The 19521-nt window shown below is 67.2% G+C and carries 17 protein-coding genes; 4 read left to right on the top strand and 13 right to left on the bottom strand.

Features of this window, described 5'->3' with window-relative positions:
• The first annotated feature begins 34 nt into the window (after positions 1–34).
• The gene (locus JQN66_RS00285) at positions 35–1306 is read left to right on the top strand and encodes a uracil-xanthine permease family protein (RefSeq protein WP_204676188.1); all 1272 of its coding nucleotides are present in this window, start codon (positions 35–37) and stop codon (positions 1304–1306) included.
• Between the two features lie 144 nt (positions 1307–1450).
• The gene (locus tag JQN66_RS00280; protein ID WP_204676187.1) at positions 1451–2857 is read left to right on the top strand and encodes a sugar porter family MFS transporter; all 1407 of its coding nucleotides are present in this window, start codon (positions 1451–1453) and stop codon (positions 2855–2857) included.
• A gap of 71 nt (positions 2858–2928) precedes the next feature.
• Here the strand turns inward: JQN66_RS00280 and chcB2 are convergent, their stop codons facing one another.
• The 6 genes from chcB2 to JQN66_RS00250 all read right to left on the bottom strand — a co-directional run bounded on the left by chcB2 (position 2929) and on the right by JQN66_RS00250 (position 9664).
• Entirely contained in the window at positions 2929–3663 is a 735-nt protein-coding gene (gene chcB2, locus JQN66_RS00275; protein ID WP_204676186.1) for a cis-4-hydroxycyclohexanecarboxylate dehydrogenase, read from the bottom strand.
• Entirely contained in the window at positions 3660–5378 is a 1719-nt protein-coding gene (gene chcC2 / locus JQN66_RS00270) for a 4-oxocyclohex-2-ene-1-carboxylate 5-dehydrogenase (RefSeq protein ID WP_204676185.1), read from the bottom strand. The genes chcB2 and chcC2 overlap by 4 nt, the downstream gene beginning before the upstream one ends.
• 9 nt (positions 5379–5387) lie before the next feature.
• On the bottom strand, positions 5388–6752 hold the full coding sequence (locus JQN66_RS00265; RefSeq protein WP_204676184.1) for an MFS transporter: 1365 nt from the start codon (positions 6750–6752) through the stop codon (positions 5388–5390).
• Entirely contained in the window at positions 6749–7078 is a 330-nt protein-coding gene (locus tag JQN66_RS00260; RefSeq protein WP_204676183.1) for a Dabb family protein, read from the bottom strand. Before JQN66_RS00260 ends, JQN66_RS00265 begins: the two co-directional genes overlap by 4 nt.
• The gene (gene chcC1 / locus JQN66_RS00255) at positions 7075–8745 is read right to left on the bottom strand and encodes a 4-oxocyclohexanecarboxylate 2-dehydrogenase (protein WP_204676182.1); all 1671 of its coding nucleotides are present in this window, start codon (positions 8743–8745) and stop codon (positions 7075–7077) included. Before chcC1 ends, JQN66_RS00260 begins: the two co-directional genes overlap by 4 nt.
• A 121-nt stretch (positions 8746–8866) precedes the next feature.
• Positions 8867–9664, bottom strand: a complete 798-nt coding sequence (locus JQN66_RS00250; protein WP_204676181.1) for an IclR family transcriptional regulator — start codon at positions 9662–9664, stop codon at positions 8867–8869.
• Between the two features lie 94 nt (positions 9665–9758).
• Between JQN66_RS00250 and chcB1 the strand changes: the two genes are divergently transcribed.
• Entirely contained in the window at positions 9759–10535 is a 777-nt protein-coding gene (chcB1, locus tag JQN66_RS00245; RefSeq protein WP_204676180.1) for a trans-4-hydroxycyclohexanecarboxylate dehydrogenase, read from the top strand.
• 5 nt (positions 10536–10540) lie between these two features.
• Here chcB1 and JQN66_RS00240 read toward each other — a convergent pair whose 3' ends face one another.
• Positions 10541–13729, bottom strand: coding sequence for an HAD-IA family hydrolase (locus JQN66_RS00240; protein ID WP_204676179.1), 3189 nt, complete (start codon positions 13727–13729; stop codon positions 10541–10543).
• A gap of 113 nt (positions 13730–13842) precedes the next feature.
• On the opposite strand from JQN66_RS00240, the gene JQN66_RS00235 reads away from it, so the two are divergent.
• A complete protein-coding gene (locus JQN66_RS00235) occupies positions 13843–14802 on the top strand; it encodes a hypothetical protein (RefSeq protein ID WP_204676178.1) in 960 nt (319 codons plus the stop codon).
• On the opposite strand, the gene JQN66_RS00230 is transcribed toward JQN66_RS00235, so the two are convergent.
• Genes JQN66_RS00230 through JQN66_RS00205 form a run of 6 tightly spaced genes read right to left on the bottom strand, consistent with a single transcriptional unit; the run spans position 14799 to position 19458 of the window.
• Positions 14799–15524, bottom strand: coding sequence for a glycerophosphodiester phosphodiesterase family protein (locus tag JQN66_RS00230; protein ID WP_204676177.1), 726 nt, complete (start codon positions 15522–15524; stop codon positions 14799–14801). The two genes, JQN66_RS00235 and JQN66_RS00230, sit on opposite strands and share 4 nt — an antisense overlap.
• Positions 15521–16315 (bottom strand): HAD family hydrolase, encoded by a 795-nt coding sequence (locus JQN66_RS00225; RefSeq protein ID WP_188949262.1) that lies wholly within the window; start codon positions 16313–16315, stop codon positions 15521–15523. The genes JQN66_RS00230 and JQN66_RS00225 overlap by 4 nt, the downstream gene beginning before the upstream one ends.
• Positions 16316–17215, bottom strand: coding sequence for a carbohydrate kinase family protein (locus JQN66_RS00220; protein WP_188949263.1), 900 nt, complete (start codon positions 17213–17215; stop codon positions 16316–16318).
• 10 nt (positions 17216–17225) lie between these two features.
• Positions 17226–17891 carry an alpha/beta hydrolase gene (locus tag JQN66_RS00215; protein WP_204676176.1) on the bottom strand — a complete coding sequence of 222 codons (666 nt, stop codon included), beginning with the start codon at positions 17889–17891 and terminating at the stop codon, positions 17226–17228.
• Between the two features lie 2 nt (positions 17892–17893).
• Complete coding sequence (locus JQN66_RS00210) at positions 17894–18682, bottom strand: enoyl-CoA hydratase/isomerase family protein (protein WP_204676175.1); 789 nt, start codon at positions 18680–18682, stop codon at positions 17894–17896.
• Positions 18683–18735: 53 nt separating this feature from the next.
• Positions 18736–19458 carry a LysR family transcriptional regulator substrate-binding protein gene (locus JQN66_RS00205; RefSeq protein WP_204676174.1) on the bottom strand — a complete coding sequence of 241 codons (723 nt, stop codon included), beginning with the start codon at positions 19456–19458 and terminating at the stop codon, positions 18736–18738.
• Positions 19459–19521: the final 63 nt, after the last annotated feature.

Genomic DNA, 19521 nt, shown 5'->3' with positions numbered 1-19521 from the left:
AACGCGTTAAGGCCGCAGAGTCTGGAGGAACTGCATGAGTTGGAGCATTCACGGCAACGGCAAGACGATCACCCCCGGTGAAGTCGTTGCCCCGGATGAGCGGCTGCACTGGCCGCAGACCATCTCCATCGGCACGCAGCACATCCTGGCGATGTTCGGCTCCAGTATCCTGGTCCCGACCATCACCGGGTTCCCGGTCACCACGACCCTGCTCTTCACGGGTGTGGCGACCATCCTGTTCCTGCTGATCACCCGGAACAAGGTGCCCAGCTACCTGGGGTCCTCCTTTGCGCTGATCGCCCCGGTGGTGGCCACCACCAAGGCCCACGACATGTCCGCGGCGCTGGGCGGCATCGTGATGACCGGCGCGCTGCTGTTCCTGGTGGGCGTGGTGGTGCAGAAGACCGGCACCGGCTGGATCCACGCGCTGATGCCGCCGGTGGTCATGGGCACCATCGTGGCGCTGATCGGCCTGAATCTGGCCGGCGCCACACTCAAGCCGATGCAGGACTTTCCGGCCACCACCTTCCTGACAGTGATCGCCACGGTGCTGGCCACCGTGCTGTTCAAGGGGCTGCTGGGACGGTTGTCGATCCTAGTCGGCCTGGTGGTCGGCTACCTGATCGCGCTGGCCCAGGGACAGGTGGACTTCTCCGGGCTGGCCGATGCCGACTGGCTCGGCCTGCCCGTCTTCAACACCCCGAGCTTCCATCTGGACACCGCGCTGATGTTCCTGCCGGCGGTCTTCGTGCTGATCGCGGAGAACATCGGCCATGTGCGCACCGTGGGCGTGATGACAGGCCGCGACCTGTCAGCCTTCAATGGCCGCGCGCTGATGGCCGACGGCGCCGCCAGCATGGTGGCGGGATTCGGCGGCGGCTCGGCCACGACCACCTACGCGGAGAACATCGGCGTCATGGCCGCCTCCCGCGTGTACTCCACGGCCGCCTACTGGGTCGCGGCGATCGCCGCGATGGCCCTGGCCTTCATGCCGAAGGTGGGTGCGCTGATCGGCACCATCCCGGAAGGCGTGATCGGCGGGCTGGGCATCGTGCTCTACGGCATGATCGGCATCGTGGGCGCGCGTCTGTGGATCGAGTCCAAGGTGGACTTCGGCAATCCGATCAACCTGATGACCGCGGGAACCGGCCTGATCATCGCCATCGCGGTGACCAGCGAGATCACTTTCGGGCAGTTCCAGCTGGGCGGCATTGCGCTGGGAACCATAGCCACCCTGGTGGTCTTCCACCTGATGAGCATCGCGGCGAAGCTGCGCGGGAACGACCTGTCCCAGACCAGCGCCTAGTTTTCACTTTTTCAGCGCTGCGGCGGCCGGCATCCCCACGGGGAAGCCGGCCGCCGCGGCCATTTAAGCCGCCGGGCCAAACTTATAGTAAGGATGCCTTCCAAAAAGTGACGCGGAGCCATTACTCCGCTACGATGGGCAACTATGACTGCGACCACATCTGACGGAAAGATCTCTGCACGCCTGATTTTCATCGCCCTCGGGGCGGCGTTGGGCGGTTTCGTCTTCGGCTACGACTCCTCGATCGTGAACGGCACGGTGGACTCCGTGGAGCACGAGTTCGCGCTCAACGCGGTGGCCGTCGGCTTCACCGTGTCCTGCGCGCTGCTCGGCGCAGCCCTGGGTGCCTGGGTGGCCGGCGTGGTCTCCGAGCGCGTAGGACGCGTGCGCACCATGCTGATCGCCGCCTGCCTGCTGCTGGTCTCCGCCATCGGCTGCGGGCTGTGCTTCAGCGCCGTCGACCTGATCATCTGGCGCATCGTCGGCGGCATCGGCGTGGGCTTCGCATCGGTCATCGCCCCGGCCTACATCGCGGAGATCTCCCCCGCAGGCCACCGCGGTCGACTGGGCTCCATGCAGCAGATGGCCATCGTGCTGGGCATCTTCGTGGCCTTCCTGGTCAGCGCGCTGCTGGTGTTCGTGATGGGCTCGGCCGACGCGGTGGGCCTGTTCGGGCTGGCGGCCTGGCGCTGGATGTACCTGTCGCTGGCCGTGCCCGCGGTCATCTACGGACTGATGGCCCTGCGCCTGCCCGAATCCCCGCGCTACCTGGTGGAGCGCGGGCGCTACGTCGAAGCGGCCACGGTCCTGACGCGCGACATGGGACTGGAGCCGGGCAAGCCGACCGAGGACAAGATCGAGGAAATCCGCGCCACGGTCCACGTCGAGCGCCGCCAGCAGTTCAAGGACCTGCTGGGCCGCTTCGGGTTCCACCCGCTGGTATGGGTGGGCATCCTGCTCTCGGTCTTCCAGCAGTTCGTGGGCATCAACGTCATCTTCTACTACTCGACCACGCTGTGGAAGTCGGTGGGCTTCACCGAATCCGATTCCTTCACCATCTCCCTGATCACCTCGGTCATCAACGTGTTGGCCACGATCGTGGCCGTGCTGCTGATCGATGTACTGGGCCGCAAGCTGCTGCTGATGATCGGCTCCGGGCTCATGACGTTGTCGCTGGGCGCGATGAGCCTTGCGTTCGCGCAGGCAGTGACCGTTGACGGGGCGCTGTCGCTGCCCGGCTCCTGGGGCATGGTCGCGCTGGTCGCGGCGAACCTGTTCGTGATCGGCTTCGGCGCCACCTGGGGCCCGGCGGTGTGGGTGCTGCTGGGCGAGATCTTCCCGAATTCCATTCGCGCGCTGGCCCTGGGCGTGGCCGCTTCCGCCCAGTGGATCGCCAACTTCGTGGTCTCCACGACCTTCCCGGCGCTGGCCGAAGCCGGGCTGGCCCTGGCCTACGGCATCTACGCGTTCTTCGCCCTGCTCTCCCTGGTCTTCGTTGCCTTCATGGTCCGCGAGACCAAGGGGCGCACCCTGGAGGACATGACGCTGTAGCCGCCGGCTGGATGGCGCAAGCAAGGAGGCGGGAACCCACAACAGTTCCCGCCTCCTTGGATTTTTATTGGCTATCGCGCAGTGTAGCCGCCGTCGACGGCCCAAACCGCGCCGGTCACCAGGCTTGCCTCCGGCGAGGCGAGGAACCCGATGACATTCGCGACTTCCTGCGGGGTGCCGAGCCTTCCCAACGGTTGGCGGGCCGTCATCCGCGAGCGCACTTCCGGCGGCAGCTGCCGGAGCAATTCGGTGTCCACATAGCCCGGGGCCACCGCATTGACGCGGATCCCCTGTGCGGCGTAGGTCAAGGCCGCCGAGCGCACCAGGTTCGCCACCCCGGCCTTCGCCGCCGAATACGCCGCGGAGTTCGCCTGGCCGACCAGCCCGAGGATCGAGGAGACCGCCACAATGGAACCGGCGCCATCCGGAACCATGTAGCGCAGCGCATGTTTCATGCTCAACGCCGTGCCTCCGAGGTTGATGTCCAGCACCCGATCCCAGGCTGAACGGTCCAGTTCGTGCAGCGGCCCCTTGGTTTCGGCGATGCCGGCGTTGGCCACCAAGACCTGCAACGGGCCGAGGTCCCGGGCTGCCGCGAAGAGCCCTGCCACGGACTGCTCGTCGGAGACATCGCAGGTGACCGCCAGCGCCTGGTGTCCTTCGGTCCGGATCCCGGCAGCGGCATCCTCGGCCCGGGCATCGATGTCCCCGATGACCACGCAGTACCCGCGCGAGGCGAGCAGCCGCGCGGTGGCGGCTCCGATGCCGGTGGCCGCCCCGGTGACCACTGCCGTCCCTGCGCTCACCGCTGGCGGACCTCGCGGTTGTCGCTGGCCAGCTGCAGGATATCGCGCCCCAGCCGGTAGCCGAACACCAGCGCCGGGCCGATATGCGAGCCGTAGCCCGGGTAGCCACCGCCGAAGACCGAGACCGCGGCGGCGCCCACCGAGTACAGCCCGTCAATGCGACTGCCATCGGCGCGGATGACCCGCGAGCGGTCGTCCACGTCGATGCCGGCGAACGTACCGATGTCGCCCATCTGCACCTTGGCCGCGTAGAACGGCCCCTTGGCCAGCGGGGCCAGATTCGGGTTGGGCTTGTGCTCCATGTCGCCGCGGAAGTGGTTGTAGGCGGTGGAACCTCGACCGAATTCGCCGTCTTTCCCGGCGAGCGCATCGCGGTTGAAGCGCTCGATGGTCCGCTCCAGTCCCTGGGGGTCCACGCCGATCTTCTGTGCGAGGTCAGCGATGCTGCGGCCCTTATGCAGGAATCCTATGCGGTGGAAGAAGCCGCGCGGCACCGGCCAGGGCTTGGCGTAACCGATGCCGTACTTGTCCATGAGCCGCTTGTCGCCGATGATCCAGGCGTAGACCTCCTGCTCGGTGGCGTGGTGGTCCAGCATCTGGCGGCCGAAGTCATGATAGCTCAGCGCCTCGTTGCCGAAGCGCTTGCCGTCCCGGTCCACGGTGATCATGCCCGGCAGGCCGATCTGCCGCAGGTGCGGGAAGAGCCGCTGCGCGCCGCCGCGCAGTTGCTTGAACACCGTGACCGGAGCCCAGGAGGCCACCGAGGAGACCTCGTCGTTGATCCGCCCACCGGCGGCCAGGGCCATGCGCGCCGAGGAGCCGTCGTGCCCCTGCGTGGGGGTGAAGTGCTGTCCGCCCAAGGTGTCGTGGGCGAAGTACTGGTGGCGCAGCTCGTCATCGGCCGAGAACCCGCCGCCGGCCAGGACCACACCCAGCTTGGCGTTGACTAGTCCCGCGTGCTTGCCGCCGAGCACTGCACCGGTCACCGCACCCTCGGCATTGGTGCTCAGCTCCTGCACCGGGGTGCCGGTCCAGACCCGAACCCCGGCATCCAGCGCGGACCGGACCATGCGGACCATCAGCGCGGAACCGTTGGTGCGCTTGATCGGCTGGCCGTGCAGCGCGATGTCCTTCCAGGTTTTCAGCAGCTTGGCGGCCACGTAGGCAAAGGACTTCGGGGACTGGTTGGCGTGCAGGAACTGGGTCAGGTCCGGCCCGACCTGCGGCATGTACCCGACGACGGTGTAGGAGCTGAGGTACGGCTGAATTTCCTTGCGCCGTTCCCCTAGCATGCGTACGTCGGCATCGGAAGGGAGGAGCGCCCGGCCGCCCAGCTTCGCCCCGGGCAGGTCCATCTGGTAGTCCGGCGCCTTCTCGGGGTAGGAAAAGACCACGTCGGTCTGATTCTCGAAGAAGTCGATGGCCTCGGGAACGGTATCCAGGAAACTGTCCACGCCCTTGGCGTTGTACGTGTCCGGGGCCAGCGCCTTGAGGTACTCCTCGGCTTCGGCGCGGGTGTCCCCAGTGGAGGCAGCGCCCTTGCGGTTGCCCGGAACCCAGGACCATCCAGCGGACAGCGCGGTGGTGCCACCGAAGTGCGGGGATTTCTCCGCGACGATTACCTTCAGCCCGTCGTGGGCCGCGCGGATGGCGGCGGCCATGCCGGCCGCTCCTGAACCGACGATCAACAGGTCGCAGTTGTAGGTGGTACTCATGTGTGGGTCCTATCGTTTGGCTCCGACGGCCCGGAGATAGGGCTCGCCGAGCTCGGCAATGTTCGTGTGGGCGGTTTCGCGGGCTGAGAAGGCGGCAACGGCGGCCAGCAGGGCGCAGATCGAGCCGAAGACGGCGACAGGAATCCATCCGAATTCGCCCTCCGTAAGCAGCAACCCGCCGATCATCGGGCCGAAGCCGGCGACCAGCAGCCCCAGCTGGTTGCCCATGGCCATGCCGGTGTAGCGCACCGGGGTGGCAAAAAGCTCGCCGAAGAAGGAGGGCCAAACCCCGTTGAATCCGGAGTAGAAAACCGTCATGAACAGGAAGCTGGCACCGAAGACCAGCCAGATGTTCCCGGTGCCCAATGCCAGGAAGTACAGGTAGAGGCTTACGGTGCTGCCGATCATCGCGGTCAGCATCAATGGGCGGCGCCCGATGCGGTCGGACAGCCTGCCGCACAGCGGCATGACGATCATCGACAGGCCGATGGCCACCGCATTGACGGTCAGGATCGAGGTGCGCTCGATTCCGCCGTGCTGCACCGCGTAGGACAGGCCGAAAACCGTAAAGATGGTCTGCATGACCGAGAAGACCGACATCAGCAGCACACGCAGCACATCCGAACGCTGGTAGCGCAGCACTTCTCGCGAAGGGAGCTTGCGCGGCTCGTCCTCGGCGACCTGTTCTTCGAAGGCCGGGGTTTCATCCAGCCGGGTCCGCACCCAGAACGCCAGCGCCAGCACGAGCACCGAAAGCAGGAACGGGATGCGCCAGCCCCAGCTCATCAGCTGCTCTTGCGGCAGCGCGGTGATCGGAATGAACACCAGCGTGGAGAGCACCATGCCGGAGGCGTACCCGGTCATCACAAACGAGGTGAAGAAGCCGCGGCGGCCCTCCGGGGAATGTTCCAAGGTCAGCGAGGAAGCCCCGGCCGACTCGGCGCCGGCGGAGAAGCCCTGGGCCAGCCGGGCGATGACCAGCAGGATCGTGGCCCATACCCCGATCTGCTCGTAGGCCGGCAGCAGGCCGATGCCCAGCGAAGCCATGCCCATCAGCACCAGCGTGAACAGCAGGACGTTCTTGCGTCCCAGCCTGTCGCCGAAGTGCCCCATGACCAGTCCACCCAGCGGACGCGCGACGTAGGCGACGCCAAAGGTCGCGAAGGCCGCGATGGTGGCGATAGCAGGGTTGCCCGCCGGGAAGAACAGCTGCGGGAAAACCAGGGCGGCCGCGGTGCCGTAGATGAAGAAGTCGTAGTACTCCAGGGTCGAGCCCAGGAAGGAGGCCAGTGCGGCCTTGACCGGGGTGCGCCGCGGGACGGATCCGCCGCGCTCGGTGGGCGACTGCGCCGCCACGTCGGGTGAAGAGCTCATGGTGTGTCCTTAGCTGTGCATGGGAGAGGCGAGGAATCCAGCTCGAAATCGACGTAGGCCAGATGCAGCACATTCGGCAGGGACAGCGGCTTGATCGCTTCGTGCAGCGGGTGGGTGTTGTAGACGGCGATGTCGCTGGCACTGTGGAAGTCCGCGACGATCACGTGGTCCCAGGAGCGGTCGGTCTTCATGACATCTGGCCCGTGGACCAGATTCAGCATGCCGGGAATGCTGCCCTTCATGGCTTCCAGGCCGGCGATCCAGCGTTCGCGGATCTGCGGGGTGAATCCCTCGGAGAAGCGGAACATCACGATGTGGCGGATCATCGGGCCACCGCGCTCAGGTTCTGTGCCGAGTACTCGGCCGGCTGACCTGCGATCGCACGCCCGGCCAGGTAGGCCAGGGTCATCAGCGGCCCGAGGGTCGCTCCGGCGCCCGGATACCCGGCGGCGTAGGCGCTTTCGGCGGTGTTGCCGGCGGCGTACAGGCCTTCGATCGGGGTCCCGTCGACGTCCAGCACCTGGCCGCGGCCGTCGGTGCCGATGCCGCCGCAGGTTCCGAAGGCGCCGTTGAGAACTTCCATCGCGTAGTACGGTCCGCACTGCAACGGACCCAGCGAGGGATTCGGCCACTGGTTCTCGGCATCGCCCCAGTAGCGGTCGTAGGCCGAGGAACCGCGTCCGAAGTCCGGATCCTCGCCGTGTACCGCGTGCTGGTTGAAACGCTCCACGGTGGCGACCAGATTTCCGGCAGGAACATCGATCTTCGCGGCCAACTCCTCCAGGGTCTCGGCCGTGATCAGGTAGTCCGGGGTCGGCTTTCCGGCACGGTGCTCCATGATTCCGTAGCGCAGCAGGTACGACTGGTCGAAAACGACGTGGGCCGGGGTATTCAGCGTCTGGTTGTTCGGCGAATCCCAGGACTGCAGCACGCGGGCCAGGTCGTTGTAGTTCTGCGCCTCGTTGGCGAAGCGCTGCCCGTGGCGGTTGACCATGATGGATCCCGGGCCCTGGCGTTCGAAGCGCAGCAGGGAGCCCACTGGTTCTCCGTCACGCAGCGTTCCGGTGACCGACATCGGGGCCCACCAGGCCTCGCGGGTGCCGCGGGTCATGGCACCGATGCGCTGGGCCATCTTCAGCCCGTCTCCGGTGTTCGACGGCGGGGAGCACATGGTGTAGAGGCGGGAGGCCAGCAGCGAGTCGGCCAGCGGCTTGTCCCACTCGAAGCCGCCGGTTCCCAGCATCACGCCGTGGGCGGCGTCGATGCGGGTTCCGTCGTGCATCCGAACGCCGGATACCCTTCCTCCGCTGGTTTCCAGCCCGGCCACGGCGGCCTCGACGGCCAGCGTGACGCCGTTGTCCAGACAGGCCTTGAGCAGCATGCAGATCAGCGCGTGGCCCTTGGCGGCGATGCCCGACTCCTGTCGCGCGGTCAGCTCATCCCAGGGGAACTTGGTAAATGCACCCCAGTCCTCGTATTCCTGCATGGTGTAGGGATGGCGGCCGTCGGTGCGCACCTGCGCGGCCAATTCTCCGAGCGCTTCGCGGAAGTTGAAAAGCTCCGGTTCGACGGTACGTCCTCCGGACACCGCGCCGGGAAGATCCTGGCGGTAGTCCGGGAAGTTGTCCAGGAAGATGAATTTCACGCCGAGCTCGGTTTCGGCGAATTGCAGCATGGCGTCGCCGTAGTCCAGCGCTGCATCCAGGAGTTCGGCGCGGCCGCGTCCCCGGGCTACCGCCTCCACGTACTCGCGCCCCGCCTCCTTGGAATCCTCGATTCCCGCGTCGCGGGCGTGGTGGTTGTCGACCACCCAGAGCATGCCCCCGGAAACCGCCGAGGTGCCGCCGAGCAGCGCGCTTTTTTCCAGGACGATGACCGAGCGGCCGGACTTGGCGGCGGTGGCCGCGGTCGTCAGTGCTCCGGCACCGGAGCCGACGACTACGACGTCGTAGCCGGAGAGCGGCTGCCGGGACTGCGGATTCAGGATGCGCATGGAAGTGATCCCCTTCGATCGGGTGCATTGCTTGAATGCAGACGATCATGACATGGGTCACACCACGGGTTGTGCTGGGTGTTTCATTCAACGGAGCACCTTGCTCCATTGAATGAAACACTCAAAAGGTTGACGGCGTGCTGCGGCGCTGGATTTCACGCCCGGAGGGTTCGTAGCCCAGACGGCGGGTGATAGCGCTGGAGGCAATTTTCAGGTGCGGAACAATCAGGTTCAGCGATTCCCCGCCGCGCGGCACGATGGCCGACAAGGTAGCCACCGCGTGGTTCTTCTCGGTGAAGATTGGCACCGAAATTCCGCTGGATTCCGGGACGATGATGCCGCGCATGCTCACGTAACCGCGGCCACGGATCTCTGCCAGGATGGCACGCAACTTCTCCGGATCTGTGACGGTGTCTTCGGTCAGCTTTTCCAGCCGTCGGGACAGGAACATCTCCTGGACCGCTTCCTGCGCGTAGGCCATGAAAACCAGGCCGGCAGAGCAACCGTGCACCGGCAGCCGCCCGGCGATCTTGGTGATGTTCACGGTGGCGTCATCCGCCGCCAGCCGCTCTATGTAGAGCACGTCGCTGCCCTCCAGCACACCCAGCGAGACATGGCTGAACCCGTGGTTGATCAGGTCTTCCATGGGCGGTAGGGCGGCTTCGCGCAAAGAGGAGGCCCGGGAACCGCGTGAAGCCAGCTCCCACAGCCGATGCCCGTGGCGCAGCCGCCCGGCGGCGTCGCGCACCAGCAGCCCTTCCAGCTCCAGCTCGCCGACCAGCCGGTAGACCGTGGATACCGGCAAGTCGACCAGGCGGGCGAGCTCCCGGAGGCCCAGGGCCGGGGAATCCTCGCCGAAGGCGGACAGGATCCGCACCACGCGGTGGATCACCGATTCTCCGGATGGCGAGTTCGCCATGACGCACCTGCCTCTCTGCCTGCGATGCTCCAGAATATACCGTTGAACGGAACATCGGGTTCCGCGGGCCGCACCGGCTCGTAGCCTGAGTCGCATGAATGCACAGATTTCTACCGGCCGCGCTGCCGGCAAAGTAGTCCTCATTTCGGGAGCCGCACAGGGCATGGGGGCATCGCACGCCCGGGTGCTGGCAAGCCATGGTGCGAGGGTCGTCATCGGCGACCTGCAGGAGCAGGCCGGGCACGAGCTTGCCGCCTCTATCAACGAGCAGACCGGACACCAGGCTGCGGTCTTCGCGCCGCTGAACGTCACCAAGCTGGAGGACTGGGAACTGGCGGTGCGCACCGCGGTGGAAACCTTCGGGCGCCTCGACGTGCTGGTGAACAACGCGGGCATCTACACCCCCGGCTCGGTGGAAAGCGCCAGCCTCGATGACTGGCACCGCACCCTTGACATCGACCTGAACGGGACCTTCTACGGCATGCGCGCGGCGGTGCCCGAACTGCGCAAGCAGGACACCTCGTCCATCATCAACATCTCGTCGATCGCCGGTCTGACCGGATTCAAGAACCGGGCCGCGTATTCGGCCTCCAAGTGGGCGGTGCAGGGACTGACCAAGACCTCGGCGCTGGACTTCGGCCCGGACGGCATCCGCGTGAACTCGATCCACCCGGGCAGCGTGCAGACGCCGCTGACCGCCGGGCTCCAGCGCGGCTTCGGCCAGGTGCCGGCCGGGCGCGCGGCGCAGGTCGAGGAGATCAGCTCCCTGGTGCTGTATCTGGCCAGCGACGAGTCACGGTTCGTCTCCGGCTCCTCGATCGCCATCGACGGCGGCGAAACCGCGGGCAACAACCTGCGCCAGGATTCCTAGGACCGTCACCAGGGCTTGATCGGCACCTCGGCCCCGGCGTCAGCCTGCAGCGAGAGCACGTGCTCCAGGGTCGGGCGCCCCTCGAGCAGCGGCCCCTGGCCATCGAGCTTCACCGTGACGGTCTCATCCACCGGCAGGTCCAGTTGCTCTCCGCGCACCCACACCGGGCGCGAATGCGGGCCGCGCAGGGTGAAGTCGACCGAGTCCTGGCGCAGCGTGATGCGGATGCTGGTGCCGTGCCAGGCCAGGGAGAAGCTCATGGAGTTCCATTCCTCCGGAAGCCGGGGATCGAAGCAGAGCCTGTCGTCGTCATCGCGCAGCCCGGCGAAACCGTAGACCAGCGCGGCCCAGACCCCACCGGTGGAGGCGACGTGCACCCCGTCGGCCGTGTTGCCGTGCAGGTTCTCCAGGTCCACGTTCAGCGCATGTTCGAAGTACTCCCACGCAAGGTCCCGGTAACCCACCTCGGCGGCGAGGATCGACTGCACCGTGGCGGACAGCGTCGAGTCGCCAGTGGTCAGCGGGTCGTAGTAATTGAAGTCGGCGAGCTTCTGCTCCGCGGTGAAATCGCTGGAACGCAGCCACAGCGCCAGCACTGTATCGGCCTGCTTGATGACCTGGAAGCGGTAGATCACCAGCGGGTGGTAGTGCAGCAGCAGCGGGCGCTTGTCCGCTCCGGTGTTCTCCAGGTCCCACACCTCGCGATTCAGGAAATGCTCGTCCTGCGGATGGATTCCCACCCGTTCCGAGTACGGAATATGTATGCATGAAGCGGCATGTTCCCAACTCGAAAGCTCTTCAGGTTGCAGATTCAGGCGTTTGGCCAGGTCTGCATAAGGTTTGGGATGGCGCTGCGCGAATTCTCCCAGCAGCTGCGCGCTGCGGCGCAGGTTGAAGCGCGCCATGACGTTCGTATACAGGTTGTCGTTGACCACGGCGGTGTACTCGTCAGGCCCGGTGACGCCGTGGATATGGAAGCGTTCGCTGTCCCCGCCGCCGCGCCAGAAGCCCAGCGAGGACCACATGCGCGCGGTGCCGACCAGAATTTCGGCACCCCCGGCGATCAGGAACTCGTCGTCCTCCACCGCGGTGACGTAGCGGTTGAGCGAATACACCACATCCGCGTTGATATGGTACTGCGCGGTGCCCGCCGGGTAGTAGGCGCTGGCCTCCTCGCCATTGATGGTGCGCCACGGGAAAAGCAGGCCGTCCTCGTTCATGATCCGCGCACGGCGCTTGGCCGCCGGGATCATGGCCACGCGGGCGCGCAGCGTGTTCCGGGCCCACTGCTGGTTGGTGTAGGTCAGGAACGGCAGGACGTAGATCTCGGTGTCCCAGAAGTAGTGCCCGGAGTAGCCGTTGCCGCTGACCCCCTTGGCGCTGATGCCCATGCCGTCCGCGCGGGCCGAGGCCTGGGCCAGCTGGAAAAGGTTCCAGCGGATCTTGCGCTGCAGCGCCTTGTCGCTGCTGTCCACGGTGACATCGCTGCGTTCCCAGTAGGCGGCCATGAAGTCGCGCTGGACCCGGAAGTGCGCATCGATGCCGCGCGGCACCAGGTGGTTCAGCGCGCGGTGCGCGCGTTGCAGCATTTCCTCGGCCGGGTGGCGGCGCGAGCAGTGGAAGACCGCGAACTTTGCCACACGCAGCCCCTGGCCGGCCTCCAGCCGGGCATTGGCGACCTCTTCGGCGCGCTCTTCGGTCACCGTGCGGGTGAGATCCACCAGCGGCGAGCCGCCGCCGGTGGTGGTGACCTGGTGTTCCACCATGGCCGCCACCGACATGCCGGAACCCGCCACCTCGTAGGAGATGCCCATGCGGGCCCCGTCGCGGCGGTGGCCGGCCGGCACCAGCGGGTTCACGCTGGCCTCCTCGGCACGGCGCGGGTCGGCGGCCGAGCCGGAGCCGTCCAGTTCCCCGGGCGAGGCCACCGGGCGCTGGGATCGGTAGCCGATCAGCGAGGACTGCACGATCACGTTGGCCGGGGCGTCCAGCAGGCGCACGTGCAGATCCTGCAGGGCCAGGTGCCGGTCGGAAAAGGAGATCATGGTGCGGGCGGTGACCGCGACCCGGTGGCCCTCCGCGGTGCGCCAGACCGTGGTGGCCAGCAGCGCGCCGTCGCGGAAGTCCAGGCGCAGGTCGTCGCGCAGCATCTCGGTGCGGCCGATTTCCAGCGCCTCGTCGTTGATGAACACGCGCAGGGTCCGGAAATCCGGGGCGCTGATCATGGTCTGGCCGGTTTCAGCCAGGCCGAAGGCGCCCTCCGCATGGCGGATCTGCCAGGTCTCATGCAGCCCGTTGATGAAGGTCCCGCCGGCCTGCTCCCCCAGCCCGATCTGCGCGGAGCGGCAGCCCAGGAAGCCGTTGCCCAGCGAGAACACGGTGTCCTGGGCGCCGTTCTCGTCGCGCCCGGCGTCGCGGGAGATGGACCACGGATCGTATTCCCAGGCGTCGACGGCCTCCTCCGAGACCAGTTCGGACAGGTCGCCGACCACGAAGTGCGCGCCGGAGGCCATCAGGTCGGCCTCGTTGTCCTCGCGGGCCACGCCGACCACCATGAAGCCGCCGTTCCGGGCCGCGCAGACCCCGCTGGAGGCGTCCTCGACGACCACGCATTCCTCCGGGCGCCAGCCCAGGTCGCGGGCGGCGGCCAGGAAGGTGTCCGGCTCGGGCTTTCCGGCCAGCTGGCGGGCGGCGGCCTCGGTGCCGCCCATGACCACCGGGATCAGTTCACCGAGGCCGGATCCGGCCAGCACGGCCTTGGCGTTGCGCGAGGAGGAGACCACTGCGACGTCCAGGCCCGCGGCGAGCACCTGCTGCAGGTAGGCCAGGGAGCCGGCGTAGGGTTCGATGCCGTCGCGCTCCAGCACGGCGGTGAACACGCTGTTCTTCATGTTGCCCAGGGCGCAGATGCTGCCGTAGCCCGGCGCGTCGTCCGGGGTTCCCCAGGGCAGGTCGATGCCGCGCGAGCCGAGCAGCGCTGCAACCCCGTCGTAGCGGGGGCGGCCATCGAGCAGGCGGAAATAGTCCGCTTCGGTGTAGGGAGCCAGGTCGGGGTGTTCGGCTGCGAGGTAGCCGCTGAAAAGTTCATGCCAGGCCGAGCGGTGCAGCAGCGCCGTCGGCGTCAGGACGCCATCCAGGTCGAAGAGGACGGCCTTGTAATCACGGTGCCTGTAGCTGGGTCGAAAAGCGTTCACGATCGAAATCCTTCGAAAGAGGGGCAAATTACTGGCCGTGATTCCTACCGTAGCAACTCATTGCGCACTTGACCCGGCATACTACGATTAAGAATGTGGCTCAGTGGATAGATGTGTGGAATAGCGATGACTGGCGTGAAGCTGCCGCCGAATGGATCGACCAGGCGTGCAGCGCCTACAAGATTTCTCGGGTTGGCGGCCCGGATTTTTGGCCTGCCAGCCTGCATCAGATCTCGGCGCTGGTGCAAACCGACGCGGCCGACCTGATCTTCAGCGCCAATGCCCCGGGGCTGGCCGCCGAGGCGGCCGCGACCGTGAAGGCCGGCGAACTGCTGCCGGACCGCGTGGTCATGCCGTTGGCAATCGACCGCATGGCCGGATACATGCTCAGCCCGGACTTCGGGCATACCATGATCGACCTGGGCAATTCGATGGAGAACTGGGAACTGGCGATGGCTTCGCTCGGCTCCTTCCAGGTGGCGCTCATGGGCCACGAGGAAGACTTCTTCAATGCCGGTGTAACCGTGGTGGATCCGCAGTTCCTGCCCGAGCAGTTCGAGCAGGCGCTGATGCTGCATGTTTCGCTGGATCCCGCCCACCCGCTGTACCTTGACCCGGCCCGCGCCGATGCGCTGGTCGCCAACGTGGACGCGCTCTCCCGCGCGGCCCAGGCACTGCATGCCGGCCCGGTGCCGCTGAGCTTGGAGCACGGCGGCTTCGACCTGGCGCAGGTGGTGGTCCCGGCCGAACCCGGCGAGCATGGACGCATCCTGAACCTGGGCGCGGCCCACTGGGCGCACCCGTTCTCCTCGCTGGCCGCGCCGCTGGCGGCGATGACCGAGGCCTGGAACTGCAGCGTGGAGGATGAGCGGGTCATGCGCGCGCTGGCGGCCTACCTGAACGAGTTCTCCGCCTACGGCACCCCGGACGACCTCTACGACCTGGTGGCCCCGGCCTGCCTGGTGGCCCCGCTCGCGCAGCACGAAACCTGGCTGCGCCTGCTGCTGGACGCCGGCGACGAGCAGCTCAGGGAGAACGCCGCACTGGTACTGGATACCCTCGCGCTGGCCTAGGCCTGCGCGCCGAGCACCTTCACCAGCAGCTCCGCATCGTCGCTCATGATGGCGTCCACGCCGCGGGCGGCCAGCAGCCGCATGGTCGGCTCGTCATTGGCGACCCACACGTGCACCTGCGCGCCGGCGCGCTGCACGGCGCGCACGAAGCGGTGTGTGGCCACCGGGATAACTCCCTGCTTCAGCGGGACCTGCACGGCCCAGAAATCCCGGATCAGCCGGTGCGGGACACGTCCGAAGAGGTGCGCGCAGAGCCAGATCAGCACCATGTCGCGCTGCCCCGGCGAGCGCCGGACCGGCTTGGAAAGCAGCGCGGCGACCGCGGCGCTGCGCCTGGTGTCGAAGGCGGCCAGGGCGATGGAGCCGTGCGCCTGGCGCCGTTCGATGAGTTCGGCCAGCGGGCCGATGACGTGCTCGTCCTTGACGTCCAGGTTCAGCAGGGCGTGCGGGAAGGCGTCCAGCAGCATATCGAGGGTGCACAGCGGCTGGCCCCCGGCGCGGACCTGCGCCAGCTGCGCATCCGAGTAGTCGTTGAAGCGTCCGCTCGCGGTCGTGACCCGGTCCAGGGTCTCGTCGTGGAACAGGTAGACCGTGCCGTCCGCGGAAGCATGCACGTCGGATTCGAGGTGGTCCACACCCAGGTCCACCGCCCGCTGGAAAGCGATGAGGGTGTTCTCCTCCAGCCCGGTGCGCACTCCCCGGTGGGTGAAGGCGCGGGTCATGGCAGCAGTGCCTCGATGACCTGGGCGACGCCGTCCTCTGCCAGCGGCGGGGCGACATAGCGGGCGGAGGCCAGCGTGAGCGGGTGCCCGGACGCCATGGCGTAGCCGTGGCCGGCAAACTGCAGCATCTCGATGTCGTTGGGCATGTCGCCGAAGGCCATGACTTCTTCCGCCCCGATGCCCAGCCGGCGGCAGTACTCGTCCAGCGTGGTTGCCTTGTGGATGTCCACGTGGGCCATTTCCAGCAGCGAGACGTCGAAGGCGGAGTGGGTCACGGAGAGCAGGCTGTCCAGCTGCGGGGCGACCGCGGCGTAGAAGTCGTCCATCGGCATGCGCGGTGAGCGCGCCAGGAATTTCACGATGCCTTCGGCGTCGATCGTGTCGCTGGACAGGTCCAGCGGAGCCTGGATGCCGAAATTGTGGTGGCGGTCGGCGAAGCCCTCGCCCAGATGCAGCCCCTTGGTGGTTTCCGCCGCGAAGGCGGCGTGGGGTTCGTGGTCCAGGATGATCTGCGCGGCCTTCCGGGCGGTTTCCACCGGCAGCGTGCGCGACCAGATGACCTGGTCGTGCTCCAGGTCGTAGAGCAGCGCTCCGTTGGAGCAGATGACGGTTCCCATCTCGCCGAAGGATTCGATCACCGGGGTCAGCCAGCGGAACGGGCGTCCGGTGACGAAAACGATCTGGATGCCCGCGTCCCGGGCTGCGAGGAACGCCTGCCGGGTGCGGTCGCTGATCGAACCGTCATGGTTGACGATGGTTCCGTCCAGGTCCGAGGCAATCAGCTTGATCACCTACAGCTCCTCGCGGCGCGGCGGGTTGGCCCCGGCGCGCTGCACCGTCACCGAGGCGGCGCGGGAGGCGAAGTCCAGCGCCTGGGCCAGCTGCTCGACCTGCAGGTCCGCCAGCTTGGCGCGGTTGGCCGCGCCGAGGGTGCCGTGCTCGGCCAGCCAGCACAGCAGCGCCGCGGTGAACGTGTCGCCGGCGCCCACGGTGTCCGCAACCTCCACTGCCGGGGATTCATGGGCGGTGTCGCCGGCGCGCACCACGCCCCAGGAGCCGCGCGATCCGGAGGTCGCCACGATCAGCGCCGGTCCCAGCGCCAGCCAAGCGCGGGCCGAGTCCTGCACCGAGCGCATGGGGTAGAGCCATTTCAGGTCGATGCCGGAGACCCGGACCACGTCGGCCTGTCCAACGAACTGCTCCACCTGGGTGACGGTCTGCGCGTGGCTGGAGACCAGCGAGGGGCGCAGGTTCGGGTCGTAGCTGATGGTCGCGTGGGCGCGGGCCGCGCGGAGCAGCGGCAGCAGCTCGTCGGGGCTGAAGAGCGTGGCGATGGAGCCGGTGTGCACCAGCTCGGTGTCCTGCGGCAGCTCGGGGCCGATTTTCGGCATCTGCCAGTAGGCGTTGAAGGTGAAGCTGGCGCCGCCGGCCGGGTCCAGGATGCCATGGGCCAGCACGGTCGGCTCGCTGTCCTTGCCGCCGATGTAGCGCACGTCGTTGCCGGCCAGGTAGGACTCGATCTTGCGACCGTTCTCGTCGTCGCCCCAGCGGGAAATCAGGGTGCCCGGGTAGCCCAGCCGGGCCAGGGAAACCGCCACGTTCAGCGGAGATCCGCCCACGAATTCCTGGGCCGGGGCGATGCCTGAGGCCAGAACATCGACGAGGGCTTCGCCGATGACGGTCGGGTTCATGTTGCTCCTTTTAATAGTGCGCCGGGGACAACGCCCGGATGCAGGCGGCCCATTGGCTGCTGTGCGGGTCGATCCAGGTGTAGTGGTCGCCCTCGAAGAGCGAGAAGGTGTGCTCCTGCCCCAGGGCCGCGGCCCGCTGGGCAGCGCGCCGCGCGATTTTCACCGGTACGTCTTCGTCGTCCCGTCCATGAACGATTATGACACGGGCGCGCATCGGCCATAGTTCCACCGGGTCGTAGGAGGCGCGCGGCAGCGGGCCGAGCAGCTCGTCCACCGCCCCGTCGCTGAGCCCCAGGGCCTGGGCCAGGCCCAGGTCCAGCAACCCGGCCTGGCTGATGACCTGCGTGATGCGTTCGTCATGGGCGGCGAGCACGCAGCCCAGCTGCCCGCCGGCCGAATGCCCGATGACCGTGATGGGGCCGGATTCCTTGATGAGCCCCACGGCCAGCTTGGCGTCGGCCAGCATCCGCGCGGCACTGCCCGGGCCGCGGCGGTATTCCAGGTTGTAGGCCGGAATACCGCGGGCGGCCAGGTCCGCGGCCAGCGGTGCGCCCAGGCTGGCGGTGTATTTTTCGCGCCAGTACCCGCCGTGGATGACCATCACGGCCCCGCGGGCGGTGACGGCCTCGGGCTCGTAGTACTCGAGCCACTGGTCGGGATGGGCGCCGTAGTGCATGGCTATTTGCCCGGGAATTCCGCCGTGCGCTTTTCGACGAAGGCGGCCCGGCCTTCCACCGAGTCCTCGGTGTGGAAGGCGCTCATGAACGCGTCGGCTTCCTTGGCCAGGGCATCATGGGTGTCCAACCCGTCCATCTGCACCATGGCGCGCTTGGCGATGGCCACTGCGGTCGGCGACACCGCGGCAATTTCCGCAATGGTCGCCACGGCGGCGGGAAGCAGTTCCTCCGGTGCGGTGACGCGGTTGGCCAGGCCGATGCGCAGCGCCTCGTCGGCCTTGATGCGCCGTCCGGTGAAGATCAATTCGCGGGCCATGGCGCGTCCCACGCGCTGCGGCAGGCGCACCGAGCCGCCGAAACCCGGGACCAGGCCCAGGTTGACTTCCGGCTGGCCGAAGCTTGCGCGCTCGGACGCGTAGATGAAGTCGCAGGCCAGCGCGAGTTCGCAGCCGCCGCCCAGAGCGAATCCGTTGACCGCGGCGATGACCGGAACCTGCAGGGATTCGAAGCGCTCGGTGACCACGTGCATCTGGCGGGCGTAGGCCAGGAAGGTCGCCTCGTCCATGGAATTCATCTGCACGATATTCGCGCCGGCGACGAAGGACTTCTCCCCCGCGCCGGTGACGACCAGCCCGCGGTACTCGTAGCCGGTGGTTTCAAACCAGTCGAGGAATGCCTCGAGGTCGTTGACCACCTCGCGGGCCAGCGCGTTCAGGCTCTTGGGCTGGTCGATGGTGAGGATCAGGGCATGGTCCTGGACGGACAGGGTGAGGGTATCGAATTGCTTCATACCCAAACTCTCTCATGAGTTGCGGATCACGTCCTAGGAGATTGCGCCGGTGTCTATCGGCGCTTGCGCGGCTTGGAACCTGCAGCGCGGGCTTTGCTCTTGGCCTGCTGTTTTGCCTTCTTGGCGGCTTCCTGCGCCTTGGCCTTGGCTTTGGCCTTCAGTTTGTCGTTGGCCTGCTTCGCCTGCTGCTCGTCCTGGCGCACCGAGGCCTGGCGCGAGGAGCTGGCGCTGCGTCCGCGCACGATGCCGATGAATTCATCCACCAGGGTCGTGTTTTCCATCGCCGCAGGCCAGGCGATGCCGATCCGGGTCGGGTTGCCGTCTTCGATGAGGCGGTAGATGACGTCCTTGCGGTGGAAGAGCCGGGCGATGCTCTGCGGCACGCGGGCCACCTGGGCGCCGGAGGCGACCACTTCCATGGCGGTGGGAATGCCGCCGACGCCCTCGGGGTAGTCGGCCAAATCCAGCTGCGGGAAGGATTCCACGACCGACGCCGGGATGGACTCCTCGTAGTACTCCACGTCGTGGTCCTTGGCCGCGCAGACCACTTCCAGCTCCTCGTACAGCGGGATGACGTGGCGGGTTGCGTCCTTGGGCGAGTCCCCGCGGTAGCGCACGAACACCGCGTCCGCCGCATCCTCGGCCAGCAATTGGAGGATGTCGCCGTCGTCGTGGCGCGCGGCCACGAGTTGGACATCCGGGTAGCGTTCGACGAAACGGTCCATCCACTTGCCCGGGGTGACGCCTGCAACGTAGGAAACTCGAAGTTTTTGCACGGTTTAAAGCCTACTGTCTTTCACCCACGGCATTGCGGTTAAGCGCCGCTGGCGGGCTCCGGA

Source organism: Glutamicibacter protophormiae, from assembly GCF_016894325.1.
GTDB classification, from domain to species: Bacteria; Actinomycetota; Actinomycetes; order Actinomycetales; family Micrococcaceae; genus Glutamicibacter; species Glutamicibacter protophormiae.
Note: the sequence above shows the minus strand (reverse complement) of the source record. Positions and strands in the feature narration are given on the sequence as shown.